At 66.2% G+C, this 20,694-nt stretch carries 15 protein-coding genes; 6 read left to right on the forward strand and 9 right to left on the reverse strand.

The window, feature by feature from the left end; translation table 11 throughout:
* Positions 1 to 185: 185 nt before the first annotated feature.
* The 3 genes from PTE31013_RS05665 to PTE31013_RS05675 all read left to right on the forward strand — a co-directional run bounded on the left by PTE31013_RS05665 (position 186) and on the right by PTE31013_RS05675 (position 3,036).
* Positions 186 to 986, forward strand: a complete 801-nt coding sequence (locus tag PTE31013_RS05665) for an ABC transporter ATP-binding protein (RefSeq protein WP_150611845.1) — start codon at positions 186 to 188, stop codon at positions 984 to 986.
* Between the two features lie 10 nt (positions 987 to 996).
* A complete protein-coding gene (locus PTE31013_RS05670; RefSeq protein WP_425495541.1) occupies positions 997 to 1,917 on the forward strand; it encodes an ABC transporter permease in 921 nt (306 codons plus the stop codon).
* Positions 1,918 to 2,007: 90 nt separating this feature from the next.
* Positions 2,008 to 3,036, forward strand: a complete 1,029-nt coding sequence (locus tag PTE31013_RS05675) for an ABC transporter substrate-binding protein (RefSeq protein ID WP_150611846.1) — start codon at positions 2,008 to 2,010, stop codon at positions 3,034 to 3,036.
* A 40-nt stretch (positions 3,037 to 3,076) separates the two neighbouring features.
* On the opposite strand, the gene PTE31013_RS05680 is transcribed toward PTE31013_RS05675, so the two are convergent.
* From PTE31013_RS05680 to grpE, 4 genes are all read right to left on the reverse strand, one after another.
* Positions 3,077 to 5,032: a chorismate-binding protein gene (locus PTE31013_RS05680; RefSeq protein ID WP_150611847.1), complete on the reverse strand. Its 1,956-nt coding sequence runs from the start codon at positions 5,030 to 5,032 to the stop codon at positions 3,077 to 3,079.
* A gap of 4 nt (positions 5,033 to 5,036) precedes the next feature.
* Complete coding sequence (dnaJ, locus tag PTE31013_RS05685) at positions 5,037 to 6,188, reverse strand: molecular chaperone DnaJ (protein ID WP_150611848.1); 1,152 nt, start codon at positions 6,186 to 6,188, stop codon at positions 5,037 to 5,039.
* Between the two features lie 127 nt (positions 6,189 to 6,315).
* Complete coding sequence (dnaK, locus tag PTE31013_RS05690) at positions 6,316 to 8,241, reverse strand: molecular chaperone DnaK (protein WP_150611849.1); 1,926 nt, start codon at positions 8,239 to 8,241, stop codon at positions 6,316 to 6,318.
* Between the two features lie 252 nt (positions 8,242 to 8,493).
* Positions 8,494 to 9,039 carry a nucleotide exchange factor GrpE gene (gene grpE, locus PTE31013_RS05695; RefSeq protein WP_150611850.1) on the reverse strand — a complete coding sequence of 182 codons (546 nt, stop codon included), beginning with the start codon at positions 9,037 to 9,039 and terminating at the stop codon, positions 8,494 to 8,496.
* A gap of 299 nt (positions 9,040 to 9,338) precedes the next feature.
* Here grpE and PTE31013_RS05700 point away from each other — a divergent pair, with 299 nt between their 5' ends.
* Positions 9,339 to 9,527, forward strand: coding sequence for a hypothetical protein (locus PTE31013_RS05700; RefSeq protein ID WP_150611851.1), 189 nt, complete (start codon positions 9,339 to 9,341; stop codon positions 9,525 to 9,527).
* A gap of 55 nt (positions 9,528 to 9,582) precedes the next feature.
* On the opposite strand, the gene PTE31013_RS05705 is transcribed toward PTE31013_RS05700, so the two are convergent.
* The 4 genes from PTE31013_RS05705 to hrcA all read right to left on the reverse strand — a co-directional run bounded on the left by PTE31013_RS05705 (position 9,583) and on the right by hrcA (position 14,875).
* Positions 9,583 to 9,984 (reverse strand): RNA-binding S4 domain-containing protein, encoded by a 402-nt coding sequence (locus PTE31013_RS05705; protein ID WP_150611852.1) that lies wholly within the window; start codon positions 9,982 to 9,984, stop codon positions 9,583 to 9,585.
* On the reverse strand, positions 9,981 to 11,156 hold the full coding sequence (hemH, locus tag PTE31013_RS05710; RefSeq protein WP_150611853.1) for a ferrochelatase: 1,176 nt from the start codon (positions 11,154 to 11,156) through the stop codon (positions 9,981 to 9,983). The genes PTE31013_RS05705 and hemH overlap by 4 nt, the downstream gene beginning before the upstream one ends.
* A gap of 104 nt (positions 11,157 to 11,260) precedes the next feature.
* Positions 11,261 to 13,615, reverse strand: a complete 2,355-nt coding sequence (locus tag PTE31013_RS24725) for a DUF6600 domain-containing protein (RefSeq protein WP_174978441.1) — start codon at positions 13,613 to 13,615, stop codon at positions 11,261 to 11,263.
* Between the two features lie 231 nt (positions 13,616 to 13,846).
* The gene (gene hrcA / locus PTE31013_RS05720; RefSeq protein ID WP_150611854.1) at positions 13,847 to 14,875 is read right to left on the reverse strand and encodes a heat-inducible transcriptional repressor HrcA; all 1,029 of its coding nucleotides are present in this window, start codon (positions 14,873 to 14,875) and stop codon (positions 13,847 to 13,849) included.
* Between the two features lie 113 nt (positions 14,876 to 14,988).
* Here hrcA and PTE31013_RS05725 point away from each other — a divergent pair, with 113 nt between their 5' ends.
* Complete coding sequence (locus PTE31013_RS05725; RefSeq protein WP_150611855.1) at positions 14,989 to 15,897, forward strand: NAD kinase; 909 nt, start codon at positions 14,989 to 14,991, stop codon at positions 15,895 to 15,897.
* A gap of 23 nt (positions 15,898 to 15,920) precedes the next feature.
* A complete protein-coding gene (gene recN / locus PTE31013_RS05730) occupies positions 15,921 to 17,585 on the forward strand; it encodes a DNA repair protein RecN (RefSeq protein WP_150611856.1) in 1,665 nt (554 codons plus the stop codon).
* Positions 17,586 to 17,663: 78 nt separating this feature from the next.
* Here recN and glnE read toward each other — a convergent pair whose 3' ends face one another.
* Positions 17,664 to 20,525 (reverse strand): bifunctional [glutamate--ammonia ligase]-adenylyl-L-tyrosine phosphorylase/[glutamate--ammonia-ligase] adenylyltransferase, encoded by a 2,862-nt coding sequence (gene glnE / locus PTE31013_RS05735; RefSeq protein ID WP_150611857.1) that lies wholly within the window; start codon positions 20,523 to 20,525, stop codon positions 17,664 to 17,666.
* Positions 20,526 to 20,694: the final 169 nt, after the last annotated feature.

The raw sequence follows: 20,694 nt of genomic DNA on the forward strand, positions 1-20,694 counted from the left end.
CCGGTATTCCCCGGTATTCCCCGGCCGATGCCCATGCGTGTCTCAGGATTCTGTCGGAAATCGTCAGCCACTTCCTCGGGGTTTCCCCTGAATCCGGGCACCGCCTGCCCGGCGTGTCAGCTTCGCTACAGCTTCGCTGCTTAGCATGGGAACCGATTATAAAAGCATCCCTCAGGAGACACGCAATGCACAACGCCCCTCATGCGGGCGCCGCCGGGACCCTTGCGCCCGCGGTGCCGCCATTGCTCGAAATCGATGGCGTCACGCTGCAATACAAGACCGACGATTACCTGGTGACCGCCGCGCAGCAAGTGAGCTTCAACGTCTATCCGGGCGACCGGTTCGTGTTGCTCGGTCCGTCGGGCTGCGGCAAATCGACGTTGCTCAAGGCGATTGGCGGCTATCTGCCGCCGGTCCACGGGGAGATTCGCCTCAAGGGCCGCACGATCACCGAGCCCGGCCCCGATCGCATGATGGTATTCCAGGAATTCGATCAACTGCTGCCGTGGAAGACCGTGCGGCAGAACGTGGAGTTCGCGCTCGTCGCCAGCGGTCGCCTCAAGCGACGCGAAGCGGCCGAGCGCGCCGCGCACTACATCGAGAAGGTCGGCCTCGCGAAGTTCATCGACAGCTATCCGCATACGCTCTCGGGCGGCATGAAGCAGCGCGTGTCCATCGCGCGCGGCATGGCGATGGAGCCCGACGTCCTTCTCATGGACGAGCCGTTCGCCGCCCTGGACGCCCTCACCCGCCGCAAGATGCAGGACGAACTGCTGCGCCTGTGGGACGACACACGTTTCACGGTGCTGTTCGTCACGCACGGCATCGACGAGGCGATTCGCATCGGCACGCGCATTCTGCTGCTCTCACCGCACCCCGGCCAGGTCAAGGCCGAACTCAATAGCATCGCCCCCGAGCAGCTCGGCACGGCGCACCAGAGTGCGCTCGAGACGCGCATCGATCAACTGCTGTTCGCAGCCCACTGAGGAGACGGCCATGAACGCCATGACCTCACAACACACCCCGTCGTCCCCGCAAGCGGCCCCCGAAGCCCCCCTCGAAGCGGTCTACCGGCCGGAATTCGTGCGGGAGCCGACGCCCGCCGAACTGTCGTCGATACAGCGTCCGCTCTCGACCTTCGAGACGCTGTATCGCCTGAGCTGGCTGCGCAAGACCGTCATCCTGTGCGTGCTCGCCGTGATCTGGGAAATCTACGGCCGCTGGCTCGACAACGCGCTGCTCTTCCCGAGTTTCACCGACACGGTCACCGCCTTCGCTGGCGGCCTGACGAGCGGTGTGCTGCTGCTGCGCGCGGCCGTCTCGCTCAAGACGCTGCTCATCGGCTACAGCATCGGCATCGGGCTCGCGGCGGTGCTCACCACCGTCGCCATCAGCTCGAAGATCGGCAACGACCTGCTCGAGACGCTCACCGCCATGTTCAACCCACTGCCGGCCATCGCGCTGTTGCCGCTCGCGCTGATCTGGTTCGGCCTCGGCAGCGGCAGTGTGATCTTCGTGCTTGTGCACTCGGTGCTGTGGGCCGTGGCGCTCAACACGCACAGCGGCTTTCGCGGCGTCTCGAAAACGTTGCGCATGGTTGGGCAGAACTACGGACTCAAGCGTTTCGCGCTGGTTTGGCATGTGCTCATCCCGGCCGCGTTCCCGAGCATTCTCACCGGCCTGAAGGTGGGCTGGGCGTTCGCGTGGCGCACCTTGATCGCCGCGGAACTGGTGTTCGGCGTGTCTTCGGGGTCGGGGGGGCTCGGCTGGTACATCTTCGAGAACCGCAATTCGCTGGAGACGGCCAACGTCTTCGCCGGGTTGTTCTTCGTGATCCTGATCGGGCTCGCGGTCGAGAACCTGCTGTTCGCCCGCATCGAAAAGCGCACGCTGCACCGCTGGGGCATGCAGCACTGACGCACGATCCCCTCGATTTTTTGCGGCTGTGTTTGATTGACGCCCCTTCGGGGGTATGAATAATTCCAACTATCTGGAGACAACAACACCATGAATCGACGCCATTTCACCCGCTGGGCAAGCGCGCTGACCCTTGCTGCCACGACCGCTCTCTCGACGCTCGGCAACGTGGCTCACGCCGAAGCCAGCACCGTGCGCTTGTCGCACGGCTACGGCATTCTCTACCTGCCGCTCATGGTCATGCGCGACCAGCATCTCGTGGAGAAGCACGCGAAAGCGCTGGGCCTGGGCGACGTGAAGACGACGTGGACCATTCTCGACGGCGGCAACGTCATCAACGATGCGATGCTCGCGGGCAATCTCGATGTCGCGGGCACGGGCGCGCCAGGCTTCGTCACGCTGTGGTCGAAGGCGCACGGCATTCCGCGCTCGGAAGTGATCGGTCTGTCGGCCCTCTCGACCGGTCCGCTCTGGCTCAACACGAACAATCCGAACATCAAGTCGCTCAAGGACTTCACCGCGAAGGACAAGATCGCGATTCCGGGCATCAAGACGTCGCTCTCCGCCGTGCTGCTGCAAATGGCGGCGGCCAAGGCCTTCGGCATCGAGAACTACGCGAAGCTCGATCCGCTAACCGTCAGCCTGAGCCATCCGGAAGCCGTCAGTGCCCTGCTCTCCGGCAAGACGGAGATCACGGCGCACTTCACCTCGCCGCCGTTCTCGTACCAGGAACTGAAGAATCCGCACATCACGCGCGTGCTGAATTCGACTGATGTCCTCGGCAACATCACCATCGACGTGGTGTTCGCACCGAAGCAGTTCACCGTGCAGAATCCGAAGCTGGTGCAGGCGATCCTGGATGCCCAGGAAGAAGCCGCCGCTTACATCGCCAAGGATCACGTCGGCGCCGCAAAGACGTACCTGCGTGTGTCGAAGATGAACGTGCCGCAAGCCGACATCGAGCAGATACTGGCCGACCCGGGCATGAAATTCACCACCACGCCCAATGGCCTGATGCAGTATGTCGAGTTCATGAGCCGCGCGGGTACGATCAAGACGCGTCCGGCGAAGTGGAGCGAACTGTTCGTGCCGCAGATGGCAGCGCGTCAGGGAAGTTGATGGCATGACGCACGGCGGCGCGTACTGGCGCCGCCCGACGTCAGGCGGTTGACGCGGCCGATGACATCGTTGAGGGCGCCGCCGACAGCGTGGCAGGCAGCGCGCCGCGCAGCGCATTGCACACGACGATCGCCTGCGCGCTCAGCACGTCGTCGCGGGTGAGCACCGCCTCGAGCGCCGCCCACCCGGGGTCGTCGAGCATCACGCTGCGCATCACGCCCGGCAACACGCCACACGACAGCGGCGGCGTCATCCAGACGCCGTCGCGTTTGACGAACACATTGCTGCGCCCGCCCTCGGTCAGCTCGCCGCGCTCGTTAAAGCACAGCGTGTCGAACGCCCCATTCGCTTCCGCCAGCTTCCAGGCCGCATCGTAACGGGCGCGCACCGTTGTCTTGTGTCGCAGGAACAGGTCGTTCGCGCGGGTCGTGGTCGCGGGATCGTCGGCCGCTGCCAGCAGCACCCTGACGGGCTTGCCCGGTAACGGTGCCAGCACGCCATGCGTCATCGCGACCGTGCCGTCATGCGAGAGCGCCAGACGCACGCGGTGAACGCCGTCATCGCTCAACGTGGCGACGAGCGCGTCGATCTGCGCCCGCAAGGCCGCTTCATCGAAGCGGAAGCCGAAGCACTTCGCTGACGCCGCGAGGCGCGCCCAATGTCGTGCGAGATGCGCCACGCCGCACGCACGCGTCGCCTGCATCGTCTCGATGAGTTGGAAGCCCGGATCGAGCGCGCTCAGGAAACGCGCCTTGAGCGTGCATTCGTCGCGCTCCTCGTCCGCCAGGCTGTCGAGCACGATACCCGCGCCGACACCCAATCGTCCACGCCGCAGGCCGCGGGCGTCTGGGGCGTCGAGTTCGAGCGTGCGAATGGCGACGGACAGGCAGAAGTCACCGAGCGCTTGCGGGTCGTCTTCCCGTACATCGAGCCAGCCGATCGCGCCCGTGTAGAGCCCGCGCGGCGACACCTCGAGTTCGCCGATCAGTTGCATTGCGCGATGTTTCGGCGCGCCCGTGATCGAACCGCAGGGATACAGCGCGCGCAGCACGTCGGCAAACGTCGCCGCGGGCGGTAGCGTTGCCGTGACGGTCGATGTCATCTGCAGGACACTCGCGAATCGCGTCACCTCGAAGCGCTTCGGCACCTTGACCGAGCCGGGTATCGCGAGGCGTCCGAGATCGTTGCGCAACAGATCGACGATCATCACGTTCTCGGCCTGGTTCTTCTCGTCGGCCGCGAGCGCGGCGCTGCGCTCGGCATCCACCGAGGCGTCGCCGCTGGCCGGTGCCGTGCCTTTCATCGGACGCGCCTCGATCTGGCCGCGCGAATGGCGCAGGAACAGTTCGGGCGAGAGGGAGAGAATCGCCCGGCCGGCCACGCCCGACGCGCCGGGCAACATGACAAGCGCCCCGTAAGGTACCGGCTGACGCGCACGCAACCGGCGATACAACGCGACCGGAGAGCCGAACGCGTCGAAATGCAAGCGGTATGTGTAGTTGATCTGATAACACTCGCCTTGCGTGAGCCAGTCATGGATGCGGGCGATGGCATCGTCGAACGCGGCGTCGCTCACGTCGCTGTGCAGCGCCGCGACACCTGCCACGCCCGGCGGGGCAATGCCATCGCTGCCAACCGCAACCGCCCTGCCGTCGTCGGCATCCGCCGCTTCACGCTGCGACAACCACGCCTGCGTTTGCGTGGCATCGAGTCGCCGCAACTCGCGAAACAGCAGGACGCACAGTCGTCCCCGCGCGCGACGCGTGGCGACCGTCTGCACGCCCGCCAGGCGCACACCGAATTCGTAGTCGGCCAGCAACACGGCGTGCAAGCCATGGCGCATGGCGTCGTCCACTTCGCGAAGCGCGTCCGGAAGCACACCGGGCTCGTCGCAAGTCACCTCGCGCGCGAGCCCGGTATACAGACGCGCCCCGCCCGCCGGATCCGCGCTGTCGTCCAACAGCGCAAACGCGGCCAAGGGGGCTTCACATGGCATGGAATTACTCGAAGAACTGCTTCACGCGGTCGAACCAACCCTTTGTCTGCGGGCTGTGGCGAGCCCCGCCGGCCTTGAGCGCCGTGTCGAAGTCGCGCAGCATTTGCTTTTGCTTGTCGTCGAGCTTGACTGGCGTTTCCACCTGCACATGGACGTACAGATCGCCAGGATAACTTGCGCGCAGCCCCTTGATGCCCTTGCCGCGCAGGCGGAACGTCTTGCCCGTCTGCGTGCCTTCCGGCACTTCGAACGTTGCCTTGCCGTGCAGCGTCGGGGCGTCAATGTCGCCGCCGAGTGCCGCCGTCGCAAACGAAATCGGCATCTGGCAATGCAGGTCGTCGCCGTCGCGCTCGAACACGTTGTGCGCCTTGATGTGGATTTCCACATACAGGTCGCCCGCCGGACCGCCGTTCACGCCCGGCTCGCCGTTGCCGGACGAGCGGATGCGCATGCCGTCTTCGATGCCCGCCGGGATCTTGATCTCCAGCGTCTTGGTCTTCTTGATCTTGCCCGAACCGTGGCAGTTCGTGCAGGGATCGGGAAGGTATGAGCCGGTGCCGTGGCACTTCGGGCAGGTCTGCTGAATGCTGAAGAAGCCCTGCGACATGCGCACCGCGCCCGATCCGTTACAGGTCGGGCAGGTCTCGGGCTTTGTGCCCGGCTTCGCACCGTTGCCGTGGCAGATCTCGCATTCGTCCCAGCTCGGCACGCGAATCTGCGTGTCGAAACCATTCGCGGCCTGCTCGAGCGTGATCTCCATGTTGTAGCGCAGATCGGCGCCGCGATACACCTGCGGACCGCCCCGGCCACCACGGCCGCCCGCCGCTCCGGGGCCACCCTGACCGAAGATGTCGCCGAAGATGTCGCCGAACGCGTCCGCGAAGCCGCCGAAGCCCTGTCCGCCCGCCCCGCCGAAGCCACCCATGTTCGGGTCGACGCCCGCGTGGCCGTACTGGTCGTACGCGGCGCGCTTCTCCGGCTCGGAGAGCATCTCGTAAGCCTCTTTGACTTCCTTGAACTTCTCTTCGGCGTCCTTGCTGTCCGGATTGCGGTCCGGATGGTACTTCATCGCCAGCTTGCGATACGCCTTCTTGATTTCGTCGTCGGCAGCGTTCTTGGCAACGCCAAGCACTTCGTAGTAATCACGTTTGGCCATAAGTCTTTCCAATGTTGGCGCATGTCGCCATCAGGCAAAAAGCCGGGTCGAGATTCTCTTGGCAGAGAACTTCGAGACCCGGCCCACACGCGACGCACCCTTGCGTGCGTCGCGCGCCATGCACGCCTTACTTCTTGTCGGTGACGTCCTTCACTTCGGCGTCGACGACGTTATCGTCATGCGAATTGCCCGGCTCGGCACCTGCGGCGCCCGCAGCACCGGCTTGCGCCTGCATGTCGGCATACATCTTCTCGCCGAGCTTCTGGCTGGCCGTGCCCAGCGCCTCGACCTTGGCATCGATGTCCGCCTTGTCCGAGCCGCGCAACGCGCCTTCCAGTGCCGTGATGGCCGACTCGATCGATTCCTTCTCCGACGCTTCGATCTTCTCGCCGTATTCGGTCAGCGCCTTGCGGGTGCTGTGGACCAGTGCGTCGCCCTGATTACGGGCGTCGGCCAGTTCGCGCGCCTTCTTGTCTTCCTCGGCGTTCAACTCGGCGTCCTTCACCATTTGCTCGATCTCGGCATCCGACAGGCCCGAGTTCGCCTTGATGACGATCTTGTTTTCCTTGCCCGTCGCCTTGTCCTTCGCGCCGACGTGCAGAATGCCGTTGGCGTCGATGTCGAAGGTCACTTCGATCTGCGGCGTACCGCGTGCTGCGGGCGGAATACCCTCGAGGTTGAACTCGCCCAGCGACTTGTTGCCGGCGGCCATCTCGCGCTCACCCTGATACACCTTGATCGTCACGGCCGGCTGGTTGTCGTCGGCCGTCGAGAACACTTGCGAGTGCTTCGTCGGGATCGTGGTGTTCTTCGTGATCATCTTCGTCATGACGCCACCCAGCGTTTCGATACCCAGCGAAAGCGGCGTCACGTCGAGCAGCAGCACGTCCTTGCGGTCGCCCGAGAGGACCGAGCCCTGGATCGAGGCGCCTGCCGCCACGGCTTCATCCGGGTTCACGTCCTTGCGCGGTTCCTTGCCGAAGAACTCCTTGACCTTCTCCTGCACCTTCGGCATGCGGGTCATACCGCCGACCAGGATCACGTCGTCGATGTCGCTCACCTTCACGCCGGCATCCTTGATGGCCAGACGGCAAGGGTCGATCGTGCGGGCGATCAGCTCTTCGACCAGCGCTTCGAGCTTGGCGCGCGTGATCTTCAGGTTCAAGTGCTTCGGACCCGAGGCATCGGCCGTGATGTACGGCAGGTTGATTTCGGTCTGCTGGCTCGACGACAGCTCGATCTTGGCCTTTTCCGCGGCTTCCTTCAGGCGCTGCAGCGCGAGCACGTCTTTCGACAGATCGACGCCCTGCTCCTTCTTGAACTCGCCGATGATGTAGTCGATGATGCGCTGGTCGAAGTCTTCACCACCGAGGAACGTGTCGCCGTTGGTCGACAGCACTTCGAACTGGTGTTCGCCGTCGACGTCCGCGATTTCGATGATCGAGATGTCGAACGTGCCGCCACCCAGGTCATACACTGCGATCTTGCGGTCGCCGCCTTCCTTCTTGTCCAGACCGAATGCCAGTGCGGCAGCGGTCGGCTCGTTGATGATGCGCTTGACTTCCAGCCCGGCGATACGGCCCGCGTCCTTCGTGGCCTGGCGTTGGCTGTCGTTGAAGTAGGCCGGCACCGTGATCACGGCTTCCGTGACCGGCTCGCCCAGGTAGTCCTCGGCCGTCTTCTTCATCTTGCGCAGCACTTCAGCGGAAATCTGCGGCGGGGCCAGTTTCTGGTCGCGCGCTTCCACCCAGGCGTCGCCGTTGTCAGCCTTGACAATCTTGTAAGGCATCAGGCCGATGTCCTTCTGCACTTCCTTTTCTTCGAAGCGACGGCCGATCAGGCGCTTGACCGCGTACAGCGTGTTCTTCGGATTGGTCACCGCCTGGCGCTTGGCCGGTGCGCCGACCAGAATCTCGCCATCGTCCATATAGGCGATGATCGACGGCGTGGTGCGCGCACCTTCCGCGTTCTCGATGATCTTGACCTGATTGCCTTCCATGACGGCCACGCACGAGTTCGTGGTGCCCAAGTCGATACCGATGATTTTACCCATGTCTATTTCTCCTAGCGTCCTTTGCGTCGTTCCGTGGGGCCCGTGGCCCGCTCAAATCGTTGATCTGCACGTCATATGGGTGCAGCCCGGTCCATTTCAAGACCCTTCTTGCCGTCCGGTTATGCCACACCTCATGCCAACGTCGCCGTCGACAGGAAACGCGCGCAGGTCCCGGGTCCCGCACCTCATGCCGTCTGCCGGAACGCCCAAGCTTGCCATGATGTCATGGGGCTAGACGCCGGCACGATGTCATTACTTGGCCGCCGCGACGGTCACGAGCGCCGGGCGCAGCACGCGGTCGGCGATCAGGTAACCCTTCTGCAGCACCGCCACGACGGTGTTCGGCGCCTGTTCGGCGGGCACCATCGAGATGGCCTGGTGCTGATGCGGATCAAACTTCGCGCCGGCCGGATCGATCACCGTCACCCGGCTGCGCTCGAGCGCCGAGACGAGCTGGCGCAACGTCAGGGCCACGCCTTCCTGCAGCTTGGCCACATCGCCGCTGTTGTCGGCTGCGGCTGCTTCCAGGCTGTCGATCACCGGCAGCAGGTTTTCCGCGAAGCTCTCGACGGCGAATTTACGGGCCTTTGCCACATCCTCTTCCGCGCGGCGGCGGACGTTCTCCATCTCGGCGCGCGCGCGCAAGGCGTCGTCGCGCAGGGCTGCCGCCTCGGCCTGTGCCGCCAGAAGTTGCGCCTCGACCGAGGGCAGCGCGTCGTTCGCGCCCGCAGCGTCGGTCGGGGCCGTTTCAGCCTGGAACGGAATCGGCTGGTCGGGGGTGTTTTGCGGTTCAGTCATGAGCTTGAGTCGTCAAAAGGTTCTTGCGGCGCACCACGACGATGCGCCACCGGTTCAAATCCCTTTGGATAGTAGGGCCGTTCACACCGATTTCAAGGGCTGGCGGGCACGCTGTGCGCCGTACCGGTGCGCGCCGCGTGCCGGCAAACATCCGGTTACACGCGTTACGAGTCCACTATTGTATCGGCCGTTGCTGCGACCTAACATGAAATACGGTTTGGCGAATGCGTGTGTCGCGCTGAACCCGGCCGCTCACCGGGCATCCCCCGCCCGGTCGAGTGTTCTCTCAGGAGCGCATCATGAAGCTGCCGCTGGCTGTTCTCTTCATCCTTGCGTTGGTGACGACGGTCACGATTACGATCTGCTTGTCCGGCGCCGTCACGCCCCGCGATACCGAGTACGGTGGCGTGCGGGCCGTGCTGTATCACGACTTCGAAATGCCGGGCGTTCCCGTGAATTCGCCTGATCCCGACATTCCTTCGCGCTAGTCACCCGAGAGCGCAGCCGGCGCAGCGACAGGCCAGCGCTCTCGCACGCCCCTTCTTACTCGCCAACGCCACCCAGGCGCCGCCGATCCCGTTTCGTCGGCCGCCCGTGCAGTTGCGCGGCGGGCTCCTGGAACAGACGTCGACGTTCACTCTCGTCGGCCCGCGCGTGCCGACTGGCTTCGGTCTCTTCGTACAGCGACTGCGCCACTGGCGCCGAGCCCCTGACTTCCGCGATGGCCTTCACACGCACTTCCCAGCGCGTGCTGCCGTTGTCCACCGTGACGATATCCCCCGGGCGTACGTCGCGCGCCGGTTTGACCCGTGCGTCGTTGCACAGCACTCGTCCGCGATCGACGGCCTGCGTGGCGAGCGAACGCGTCTTGAAGAAGCGCGCCGCCCACAACCACTTGTCGATGCGGGTGGCGGCCTGCGGGGAATCGTCGACCTTGACCGTCACGCGCTCGCTCCCGGCTGGCCCGGCGCCGGCGCGGCCGCTGCGGCATTGGCTTCATCGAACGCCGCCACGGCCGCGACCTGTCGCTGCCGGGTCGAGGCCACCGCCGCCGACGCGGCCTGGGCAACGCCCTCGGGCGTCAGCACCGGCCACCCTTGCAGATGGCGCGCCGCAATTTCGCCGAGTGCCGTGATCCAGGCGCTCGCGCCGTTCAGGCAAGGGATGAAGTGGAACGCCTTGCCGCCAGCGGACAGGTACGCGTGGCGGCCTTCCATATTGATTTCTTCGAGCGTCTCGAGACAGTCGGAGGTGAAGCCCGGGCAGAACACGTCGACGCGCGGCGTGCCGCCGCGGCCCAACTCCTCGAGCGTTGGCGCCGTGTACGGCTGCAGCCATTCGGCCTTGCCGAAACGCGACTGAAACGTGAGACGGCAGGTCGTCTCGTCGAGACCGAGCGCGGCGGCCAGCGCACGCGCGGTCTTCACGCACTGATCGTGGTACGGATCGCCCAGGTCGAGCGTGCGGCGCGGTACGCCGTGAAAGCTCAGCAACAGTCGCTCACCCGACTGGAAATCGGGCCGGCCGTGCTGCTGCCAATAGCCTTCAACCTGCTGACGCAGTGCCTCGATATACGCTGGGTGATCGTGATAGTCGCGCACCGTGCGCACGTCGGGCTGATTGCGCAGCCGGCCGAGCACGCGGAACACCGCGTCGGTGGCGGTGGCGGTCGTACTGCTCGAATACTGGGGATAGAGCGGCAGCACCAGGATGCGCTCGACGCCGTTTTGCCGCAGCGCGCGAATGCGCTCCGGAATCGACGGGTTGCCGTAGCGCATGGCGTAGTCGACGACCACATCATAGTCATTGGCATGCAGCAAGGCGCGCAACGCGTTGGTCTGGTACTCGGTGTTCACCTTGAGCGGCGAGCCGTCGCGAGTCCAGATCGTCGCGTACTTCTGCGCCGACTGCCGCGAGCGGAACGGCAGGATCACCAGCCGCAGCAACGGCTGCCACACCAGCGGGGGAATTTCCACGACGCGAGGATCCGACAGGAACTCGCGCAAGTAGCGGCGCACGGCCGCGGGACGCGGCTCGTCGGGCGTGCCGAGGTTGATCAGCAGAACGGCAGTCTTGCCGGTCTGGCCATGCGAAATGGGTTCGGGATCGAAGCGCATGGAGCGTACTTTACCGCAAGGCGGGCAGCGGGTGCCGAGCTCCGAACCCAGTGCACCCGCCGTCAGCCTGAGATAACGCCGGATAGCGGCGTACGGTGCGGCAATCAGCCGCTCGGGGGCTCGCCCTCGCGCGACGGACGACGCGACGACGCCGCGGGATGCTCGACGTCATGCGCGGGAGCCTGCGCCCCTTCCGGCTTGCGTTCGCGCGGCGCAGGCTGCGGAGGTTCCTTCGGTTGAGGGTGCGGCACCGCCTGCGGTTGCGGCCGAGGCGGTGCCTGCGGGCGCCCCGGCTGAGGCTGAGGCCTCGGCGCGACTTGCGGACGCTCGACCTGCGGCTGAGGTCTCGGCGCGACTTGCGGGCGCTCGACCTGCGGCTGAGGTCTCGGCGTGACTTGCGGGCGCTCGACCTGCGGCTGAGGTCTCGGCGCGACTTGCGGGCGCTCGACCTGAGGCTGAGGTCTCGGCGCGACTTGCGGGCGCTCGACCTGCGGCTGAGGTCTCGGCGCGATTTGCGGGCGCTCGACCTGCGGCTCCGGACGCGGTTGAGGCCGTGCCATCTGCGGCGGATGCGGCACGCCGAACGGCACGGCCTGTTCACTGCGCACCGGCGGTTGGCCCTGCGGCCCGGACTGCCCCGGACGATTCTGATAAACGCTACGCCCCGGCACACCTGGCACACCAGGTTCTCCCGGAACTCCCGGCACGGCAGGCTCACCCGGTACGCGTGAGCGTCCCGGCGCGCCCTGCGTCGGCGGTACCGTGTGGGTCGGCGGCAATCCCCCATGAGCCGCTTGCGCGCCTGTGGCTCCCATTGCCTTGAGGGGCGGCTGCGCGGGCGCAGCCCCCTCCCCCCCGATCGGCGCACCGGCCGGCCCATGTGTGCCAACGACCGTCACACGCGGCTGCACGTGCCCTTGCGGGTTTGGCCCCGTTGGCCTTCCGTTCTGGCGTTGTTGCGCGTTCTGATCAAACACCAGTGGCGCGCCCCCGGCATTCGGCACCGTGTGCAACGTGCTCGTCAGTTCGCGCGACGGCATGGCGCGGCCGACCGGCGCACGCGTGGCGAGCACCTGTCGGTTGAACACGCCTGCTGGCGGCGCGCCTGCCGCCGGCCGACTGTTGCCGAACACACTCTGCCGCACCGGCGCGACACCCGGCGTATTGCCCACGCGCCAAGGCTGACCCGCGTGCGGGGTGGCCAATGCCACTGGCGCGCCGACCCGACGGCCCTGCACGAAAGCCTGTGCCGGCATCGTCGAGACGGCGCCGCGCACGTTACGGTTCACGTACACGTTGTTGACGTTGATATTCGTGACGTTGGTCGTCCGGATCACCGTCGACCGATTGATGTTGGTGACGTAGGACGGACTGGCGTGATACGCCGGACGGTAAGCGTCGTGCGGACCGAGTGCGAACCACGCGAGCCCCGCGCCGCCTGCCGCGAACGCGATCCCCCACGCGTTCCCGCCGCTATTGCCGCTCACCCAGCCGACCAGCGCCGGGGCATACACCGGACGCACCGCGACCGGCCCCGGCACCCAGCACCAACGCGCATCGACGTACGCCCACCGTCCATAGTGATAGGGCGCGAAGCCCCACGGCGCATCGTCGACCCAGGTCCATCCCCACGGGTCGACCCAGGCCCAATGACCGGTGCGATAGGGTGCCCAGCCCGCCGGCACGTCAGACGGCACCCACACCGCGCCGTAGCTCGGGGTTTCCTGCCACGCGCCGTAGTCGTCCAGGCTTTCGAAGCCGGTCACGTCGCGCGACACGTAGCGCGCGGCGACGGAGGCATCCTCCCGCGCGTCGCGCTGATGCACCCATTGGTCGAAGGCATCGGCCACGAACGGCCCGGCCGGCTGCTGCGCCAGGTTCTGCCCCACGAATGCCGCCCGTTGCCCCTGCTGCAACGGCACCGACGCGCCCTGCCCGTACACCGTGGCCGCCCCGCGCCAGACGCTCACGGTCGTCGCCCCATTCGGATCGACATCGACACGATACTCACCGGCCTGTTGCGGGACGAACGCCAGATTCGGCGTATCGATCTCGTAAGGCTGGTTCGGATCGAAAGCCCGCAGTCGCAGGCCGACCGTGCCCTGCGTTACGTTCAGTTGCACATTCTGGTCAGTCACCGCAGACAGCACGACGCTCGTGGACGGCCCCATGCGAACCGCTGTGCCGCCCACGTGCATCTCCGCGCGGCTGTTGCGCTCGACCCAGATGGCATCGCCCGTGGTGAGCGGCCGGTTGCGGTCGGCGTAGCGCCAGTCGTTGGTGCCTGCGGGGGCGTATGTGACGGTGCCGTCGAATTCGTTCAGACGCGCAACGCGCCCCGGGGGATCGGCGCTCGGTGCCTGCGCCAGCGCGGGGAGACCCGCCGCGCCAAGGGCCCCAAGCGCAAGCCCGACGCCGAGACAACGAACCATCGTCTGCCAGGAAATCAGGGATTTCATAGACACTCCGGGCCTGTCCGGTGCACGCGCCGAGCGTTGGATCGGCCGCGTCACCTTGTTGCTCTGTCCGAATCCTTCGGCGAATGCCGTGATGGCCGCCTCGCCGCAAGTGACACCTCAAGGCTAAGCCTGCCGCGTGTGACCGCGTGTAAAGGAATGCTACAGGGGTGTAACGGAGAGCTTCTCGTGACCACGCGCGGGGATGACGCGACGCACCGGCGCCGACGCCGCCTAGTGCTGGCTGAGGGCGTTGGAAAGCAGCTTGGCCGTGATGTCGACGATCGGAATCACACGATCGTAGGCCATGCGCGTCGGGCCGATCACGCCCAGCGTGCCGACCACTTCGCCGTCGACTTCGTAGGGCGCCGTGATGACGGTCATTGCTTCGATCGGCACGAGACTCGACTCGCCACCGATGAAAATCTGGACGCCCTGCGCCCGGCTCGAGACGTCGAGCAACTGCAGCAGGCCGGTCTTGGACTCGAACACGTCGAACAGCTTGCGCAGCCGCTCCATGTTCGACGACAGATCTTCCACGCCCAGCAGATTGCGCTCGCCCGAGATCAGCACGCTCTCGCGCGAGGTGTCGGCCATGGCGTCGCTGCCCGCCTGAACGGCCGCCTGCATCAAGGCACTCATGTCGGAACGCAGGGCATCGAGTTCGCCACGCAAGGACGCGCGCACCTCATCGAAGCTTTGGCCGCCGAAATGGGCGTTCAGGTAGTTCGCCGCCTCGACCAGTTGCGCCGGGGAATGGTCCTTTTCCGTCAGGATGATGCGGTTCTGCACGTCGCCGTCGGGGGTGACGATGATAAGCAGCACGCGCTTGTCGGACAGCCGCAGGAATTCGATCTGCCGGAAGGTCTGGCTACGGCGCGGCGTCAGCACCACGCCCGCGAACTGCGAGAGATTCGAGAGCACCTCCGCAGCCGAGGCGACCAGTTGCTGCGGCCCCGCCGGCTGCAAGCGCGTCTGGACCTGCGACGCCAATTGATGCACGGCATCGCCGAGCGGGCGCACCGTCAGCATGGTGTCGACGAACAGCCGGTAGGCGCGCGGCGTGGGAATGCGGCCGGCGGACGTATGCGGGCTGGCCACGAAGCCGAGCGACTCGAGATCGGCCATCGCATTGCGAATGGTCGCCGGAGACAGATCGAGTCCCGAGTATCGGGAAAGCGTGCGCGATCCCACCGGCTGGCCATCCGCGATGTACCGTTCGATCAGGGTTTTGAGTAGCTTCTGCGCACGTTGATCTAGCATGGCGAAAATTGTAACGCGAAATGTACAACCACGGCGCGCGGCAAACCCCGAGTGGGGTGGCAATGCCGCGCGTGCCGATGGTTGCTGTCATCGACTTATGGTGTAATGGCGGCATGAAAACAGGGAGCCCTTTCAAGACCGTAGCGCTCGTCGGGAAATACCATGCCGACGGCGTTGCCGAACCGTTGCTCACGCTGGCGGCATGCATTGCCCAGCGGGGGCATCACGTCGTCTTCGAGCGAGATACGGCGCACAACATCGGCGCGGCCGCCGATCCTTACCGCCCCCTCGATATCCAGGAGATCGGCACGCAGGCCGATGTGGCCGTGGTCATCGGTGGCGACGGGACGATGCTTGGCGTCGGCCGCCAGCTCGCCGCCTCGAAGGTGCCGCTCATCGGCGTGAACCACGGTCGCGTCGGTTTCATCACCGATATTCCGCTCGACGAGATGCGGCAAGTCGTGCCGGCCATGCTCGAAGGGCATTTCGAAGCCGAGCAGCGCACGCTGCTGGCCGCCCGCATCGAGCGCGACAGCGAAACACTGTTCGAGACACTCGCGTTCAACGACGTCGTCGTGAACCGCTCGGGCATCTCGGGCATGGTCGAGTTGCGTGTCGATGTCGACGGCCGCTTCATGTACAAGCAACGCTCGGATGGCCTGATCGTCGCAACGCCCACCGGCTCGACCGCGTATGCGCTCTCGGCCACCGGCCCGATCCTGCATCCGCGACTCGGCGGCGTGGTGCTCGTGCCGATCGCCCCGCACGCGCTGTCGAACCGCCCGATCGTGCTGCCCGATTCAAGCGACATCGTCATCACGATCACCGGCGGGCGCGAAGTTGGCGCCAACTTCGACATGCAGTCGTTTGCCGAGCTGCGTCAGGGCGACCGGATTCTGTTGGGTCGCTCCGAACACCAGGTGACCTTCCTGCATCCGGTCGGCTACAACTACTACGCGACGCTGCGCCGCAAGCTGCACTGGAACGAGCATATCTCCGACGAAGATTCGCCGCAGACCTGACTTCACGCCCTCTCCAACCTCCCATGCTACGCAGTCTCTCGATTCGCGATTTCGTGATCGTCGACCGTCTCGACCTGGAATTCTCCGCCGGCTTCACCGTATTCTCGGGGGAGACCGGCGCGGGCAAATCGATCCTGATCGACGCGCTGGCGCTGGCGATGGGCGAGCGCGGCGACGCCAGCATGGTGCGCGCCGGACAGACGCGCGCCGACATCACCGCTGAATTCGCCGCCGACGCCGCGGCCCGTCCCGATCTCGAAGCCTGGCTGCAAGCGCAGGCGCTCACGCTCGAAGAACACGGCGGCGTGCTGCTGCGCCGCGTGCTCGACTCGGGCGGGCGCTCGCGCGCCTTCGTCAATGGCACACCCGCCACCCTCGCCCAACTGCGCGAACTCGGCGAGATGCTGGTCGACATTCACGGACAGCACGCCCACCAGCAATTGCTGCGTCCCGACGCGCAGCGCCGTCTGATCGACGCCCATGCCGGTGCCACCGCGCTCACGGCGGACACGGCGGCGGCGCACAGGGAATGGCGGCGTCTCGTCAAGCGTTGCGAGGAAGCCCACGGGCGCGACCGCGAGTTGCAACTCGAGCGCGAACGCCTCGAATGGCAGACGGCTGAACTCGACAAGCTGGATCCGCAAGCCGGGGAATGGGACGAAGTGAACGCCGAGCATCGCCGCCTGTCGCATGCCGCCAGCCTTATCAACGGTGTGCAGGGCGCGCTTGACGTGCTGGCGGAAGCCGACGGCGCGATTGTCCCGTCACTCGGTCACGTGGTGCAGCAGATTCGCGAACTGGCCGAGATCGACGCCGGGCTGGCCGACGCCCTCGCCGCGCTGGAACCGGCCGAGATCCAGCTTCGCGAAGCCGTCCACTCGCTCACGCATTACGCGCAACGCATCGATCTCGATCCCGAGCGCCTGGCGGTGGTCGAGCAGCGTCTCGATGCGCTGCATTCGGCGGCCCGCAAGTTCCGCGTCGCCCCCGAGCAACTGCCCGCCGAGCAGGCGGAGCGCCGGGCGCAACTGGAAGAACTGACCGCATCGCAGGACACGGTCGCCATGCACGCGGCGGCCGACGCCGCGCACGCGACCTATCTGACGCTGGCAGCCGCATTGTCGAAGGCACGCGCGGCGGCCGCGGCGTCGCTCTCGCGCGAAGTCACGCGCGCCATGCAGGATCTCTCGATGCCGGGCGGACGCTTCGAGGTCGCCCTGAGCCCGACCCCCGAGCCGCAGTCGTACGGCCTGGAGACGGTCGAATTTCTCGTCGCCGGTCACCCGGGCGTGCCCACACGGCCGCTGGCCAAGGTGGCGTCGGGCGGCGAACTGGCTCGCATCAGCCTGGCATTGCAGGTGATCGCCAGCAGCGTGAGCCTCACCCCGACCTTGATTTTCGACGAAGTCGATTCCGGCATCGGCGGCGCCGTGGCCGAAGTGGTCGGCCGCCTTCTGCGCGAACTGGGTCAGGGTCGGCAAGTGTTGTGCGTTACCCACCTGCCCCAGGTCGCCGCGCTCGGCCACCAGCATCTGCGCGTGAAGAAACGCAGCGACGGCGATACCACGATGAGTGAGATCGAGCCGCTCGGCCGCACCGAACGCGTCGAGGAGATCGCCCGGATGCTCGGCGGCGTCGAGATCACCGCGACGACGCGCAAGCACGCACGAGAGATGCTCGCGCTCTGAGCGGCCCGTTGCCCATTGCCCACGGATCGCGCACGGTGCCATCACGGGCGGCGGGTCATCGACCGCCCGTGAACCGCATCAGACCGGCCCCACGCTGGAAAACACCGAATCCCACAGCGCCATGACGGCGTCGCGTTCGCCCACGACATCGTCGGCCGGCACGCGCGCCGTTTCCACACCATCGAGCCGCAACTTGTGCTGGCGCTTGCGATATGTCCGATAAGCGGCGGCCGCACCGTCGGCCAGCGACGCCTCGATCAGCCCGAGCTGCGCCGCTTCACGCAGCAGCGCAATGTTGCCCGCATTGCGCAGCAGCGCCGGATGCGCCCCCGAATGCAGCAGCACCAGATACTGCACGGTGAACTCGATGTCCACCATGCCGCCACGGTCGTGCTTCAGATCGAAGAGCGGTGTCGGGTTCGGATGCCCATCCAGCACCTTGCGTCGCATCGCCACGATTTCCTGCGCGAGCGGCAGTGCCTCGCGTGGCGTAGCGAGCACCTGCGCGCGGATCTTCTCGAACGTCTCGCCAATCGCCTCGTCACCGGCGCAGAAGCGCGCACGCGTGAGCGCCTGATGTTCCCAGACCCACGCGGTATTCGCATTGCCTTCGCGGAACTGGTACTGACGGAAGCTCTCGACGCTCGTCACCAGCAAGCCCGACAAGCCGTTCGGCCGCAACCGCAGATCGACGTCGAAGAGCGTACCCGCGCCGGTGTGCGCGGTCAGCCAGGTCACGAACCGTCGGGCGAGCGCGGCATAGGCATCGGGGGCGTGGTCGTCATCGTCGTCGTAGAGGAAGATCAGGTCGAGGTCGGACGCGTAGCCCAGCTCCTTGCCGCCGAGCTTGCCGTAAGCAATGACCGCGAAGCGCGGCACCTCGCGGTGGCGCGTGGCCACGTGCGGCCAGACCGTCGAGATCGTCGCGTCGACGATGATGTCCGCCAGCGCCGAGAGCCGGTCGCCGATCGCTTCGACCGACAGCGTGCCCTGCAAATCGAGCAGCAGGATGCGGAACACCTCGGCGTGATGCGCGCGCCGCAGAATGTCCATCTGCACTTCGACGTTGCCGGCCGCGCCCGACGCGTTCAGGCTCAGCAGCAACTGCGTCTTGAACGACGGCCAGTCGAACGGCGCGGCGAGCGCTTCGTCGTCGAGCAACTCGTCGAGCAATTGCGGATGACGGATCAGGTAGCCGGCGGCCCAACGCGAGCCGGCCAGCACGTTGACGACGCGCTCGAGCGCGCGCGGATATTCAGTGAGCAGCGCCAGATACGAACTGCGACGGCTGATGGTCGAGAGCAGATCGAGCAGGCGTGCGAGCACGGCATCGGCCTCGCCCGTGCCCGCCGCGCCCTCCACGGCGCGCTGCACAAGTTGATCGAAGCGGCGCCGGCTGGTCTCGCCCAGCGCCTTGTAGCGTGACGACGTCCAGACGGCGCGCAGCCGATCGAGGGCACCGTCGGCGTCGCTGAAGCCGAGGCGCCCAAGCTGGTTGCCGAGATCGCCCGTTTGCGTCTCGTCGGCCAGACACTCGCTCCACAATTCCGGCGGACATTCGCAATCGCCCGCGCCCGTCGCCGCCGTGCGCCCGTTGCCGCCCGCCTTGTCCGCGAAGATCTCGTCGAACTGCGCGGCGACGAACTCGCGATGCTCGTCGAGCACGGTCATGAAGCTCGCTTCGTCGGGGAAGCCCATCGCGCGCGCGACCGCGAGACGATCATCGCCGGGTGCCGGGAGAATGTGCGTCTGTGCGTCGTCAAGATACTGGATGCGGTGTTCGAGCTTGCGCAGGAAGACGTAGGCGTTCGCCAGTTCGTCAGCCACGTGCTGCGCGAGCCAGCCGCGTCGCGCCGCCACGCCCAGCACGGAAAGTGTCGGCCGCACGCGCAGCTCCGGCTCCTGCCCGCCGCGAATCAGTTGGAACACCTGCGCGGAGAACTCCACCTCACGGATGCCGCCGCGCCCGAGCTTGATGTCGTTGATCCGTGCAGGCTTGGCGCGCGCGCGGCGCTCCGCCTCGTGACGAATCTGCTCGTGCAGCGCACGAATCGCGCCGATCACACCGTAATCCAGGTAACGGCGATACACGAACGGCTGGACCAGCGACGCGAGCAGCCGCTCGATGCGCTTGCCCGGCTCGCTTGCCACCTCGGACACCAGCCGCCCCTTGATCCACGCGTAGCGTTCCCACTCGCGCCCCTGCACGTAGAAATACTCTTCGAGCATCGGCAGGCTGCACACGAGCGGCCCCGAATCGCCATTGGGACGCAGGCGCATGTCCACGCGGAACACGTAGCCGTCCGGCGTAAGTTCGGAAATCATGCCAATCAGCTTGCGGCCGAGCTTGGTGAAGAATTCGTGGTTGGAGAGCGCACGCAAGCGGCTCGCCGCCGCCGGATCGGCGTCGTCGGGGGCCGACGTGTCGCCGTCCTCTTCATAGACGAAGATCAGGTCGATGTCCGACGAGACGTTCAGTTCGCGCCCGCCAAGCTTGCCCATGCCGACCACCGCGAGCGTCTGGCGCTGCCCTTCCGCATTGCGCGGCACGCCATGGATGGCTTCGAGGTCGCGCGAGAGGACGGTCATGCCCGCCTGCACGGCGAACTCGGCGAGGGCCGTCATGGCTTCGGTGACCTCGGACAACTCGGCACGGCCGTCCAGGTCGCGCTGCATGACGGCGCACAACGCTTCGGCACGCAGTACGCGCAACGCGCGGGCCAGGCCCGCCTCGTCGACCCCCGAGACCCCCACGGGTTGCTCGGGCGGCGACAGCTGCGTGCCGGTGATGGCTTCGAAACGACGGGCGAGCCAGCGGGCGTCCACGGGGTGCTCGGCCAAGGCGGGCAGTGCCTCGGCGAGCGCGGGACGGCTTGCCAGCATGCGCGCCGCATAGCGCGAGTAGGACAGGATATCGATCGGGTTTTCGAGTGAACTCACTGGCGAGGTTCCGGTCAGCACTGAGAATGAAGAGACTTTCGAAGGCTTACCCGTGCGCGATGAAACGCCGGATCACCCGTTTGTTTCTCCGACGGTCGGGCCTTCGGCCAGCCTTGGGCTTGTGTTACAGTCTTTGCCACAGAAACTACCACATTCCCTCGTAGACGCG

Source organism: Pandoraea terrigena (genome assembly GCF_902459705.1).
GTDB classification, from domain to species: domain Bacteria; phylum Pseudomonadota; class Gammaproteobacteria; order Burkholderiales; family Burkholderiaceae; genus Pandoraea; species Pandoraea terrigena.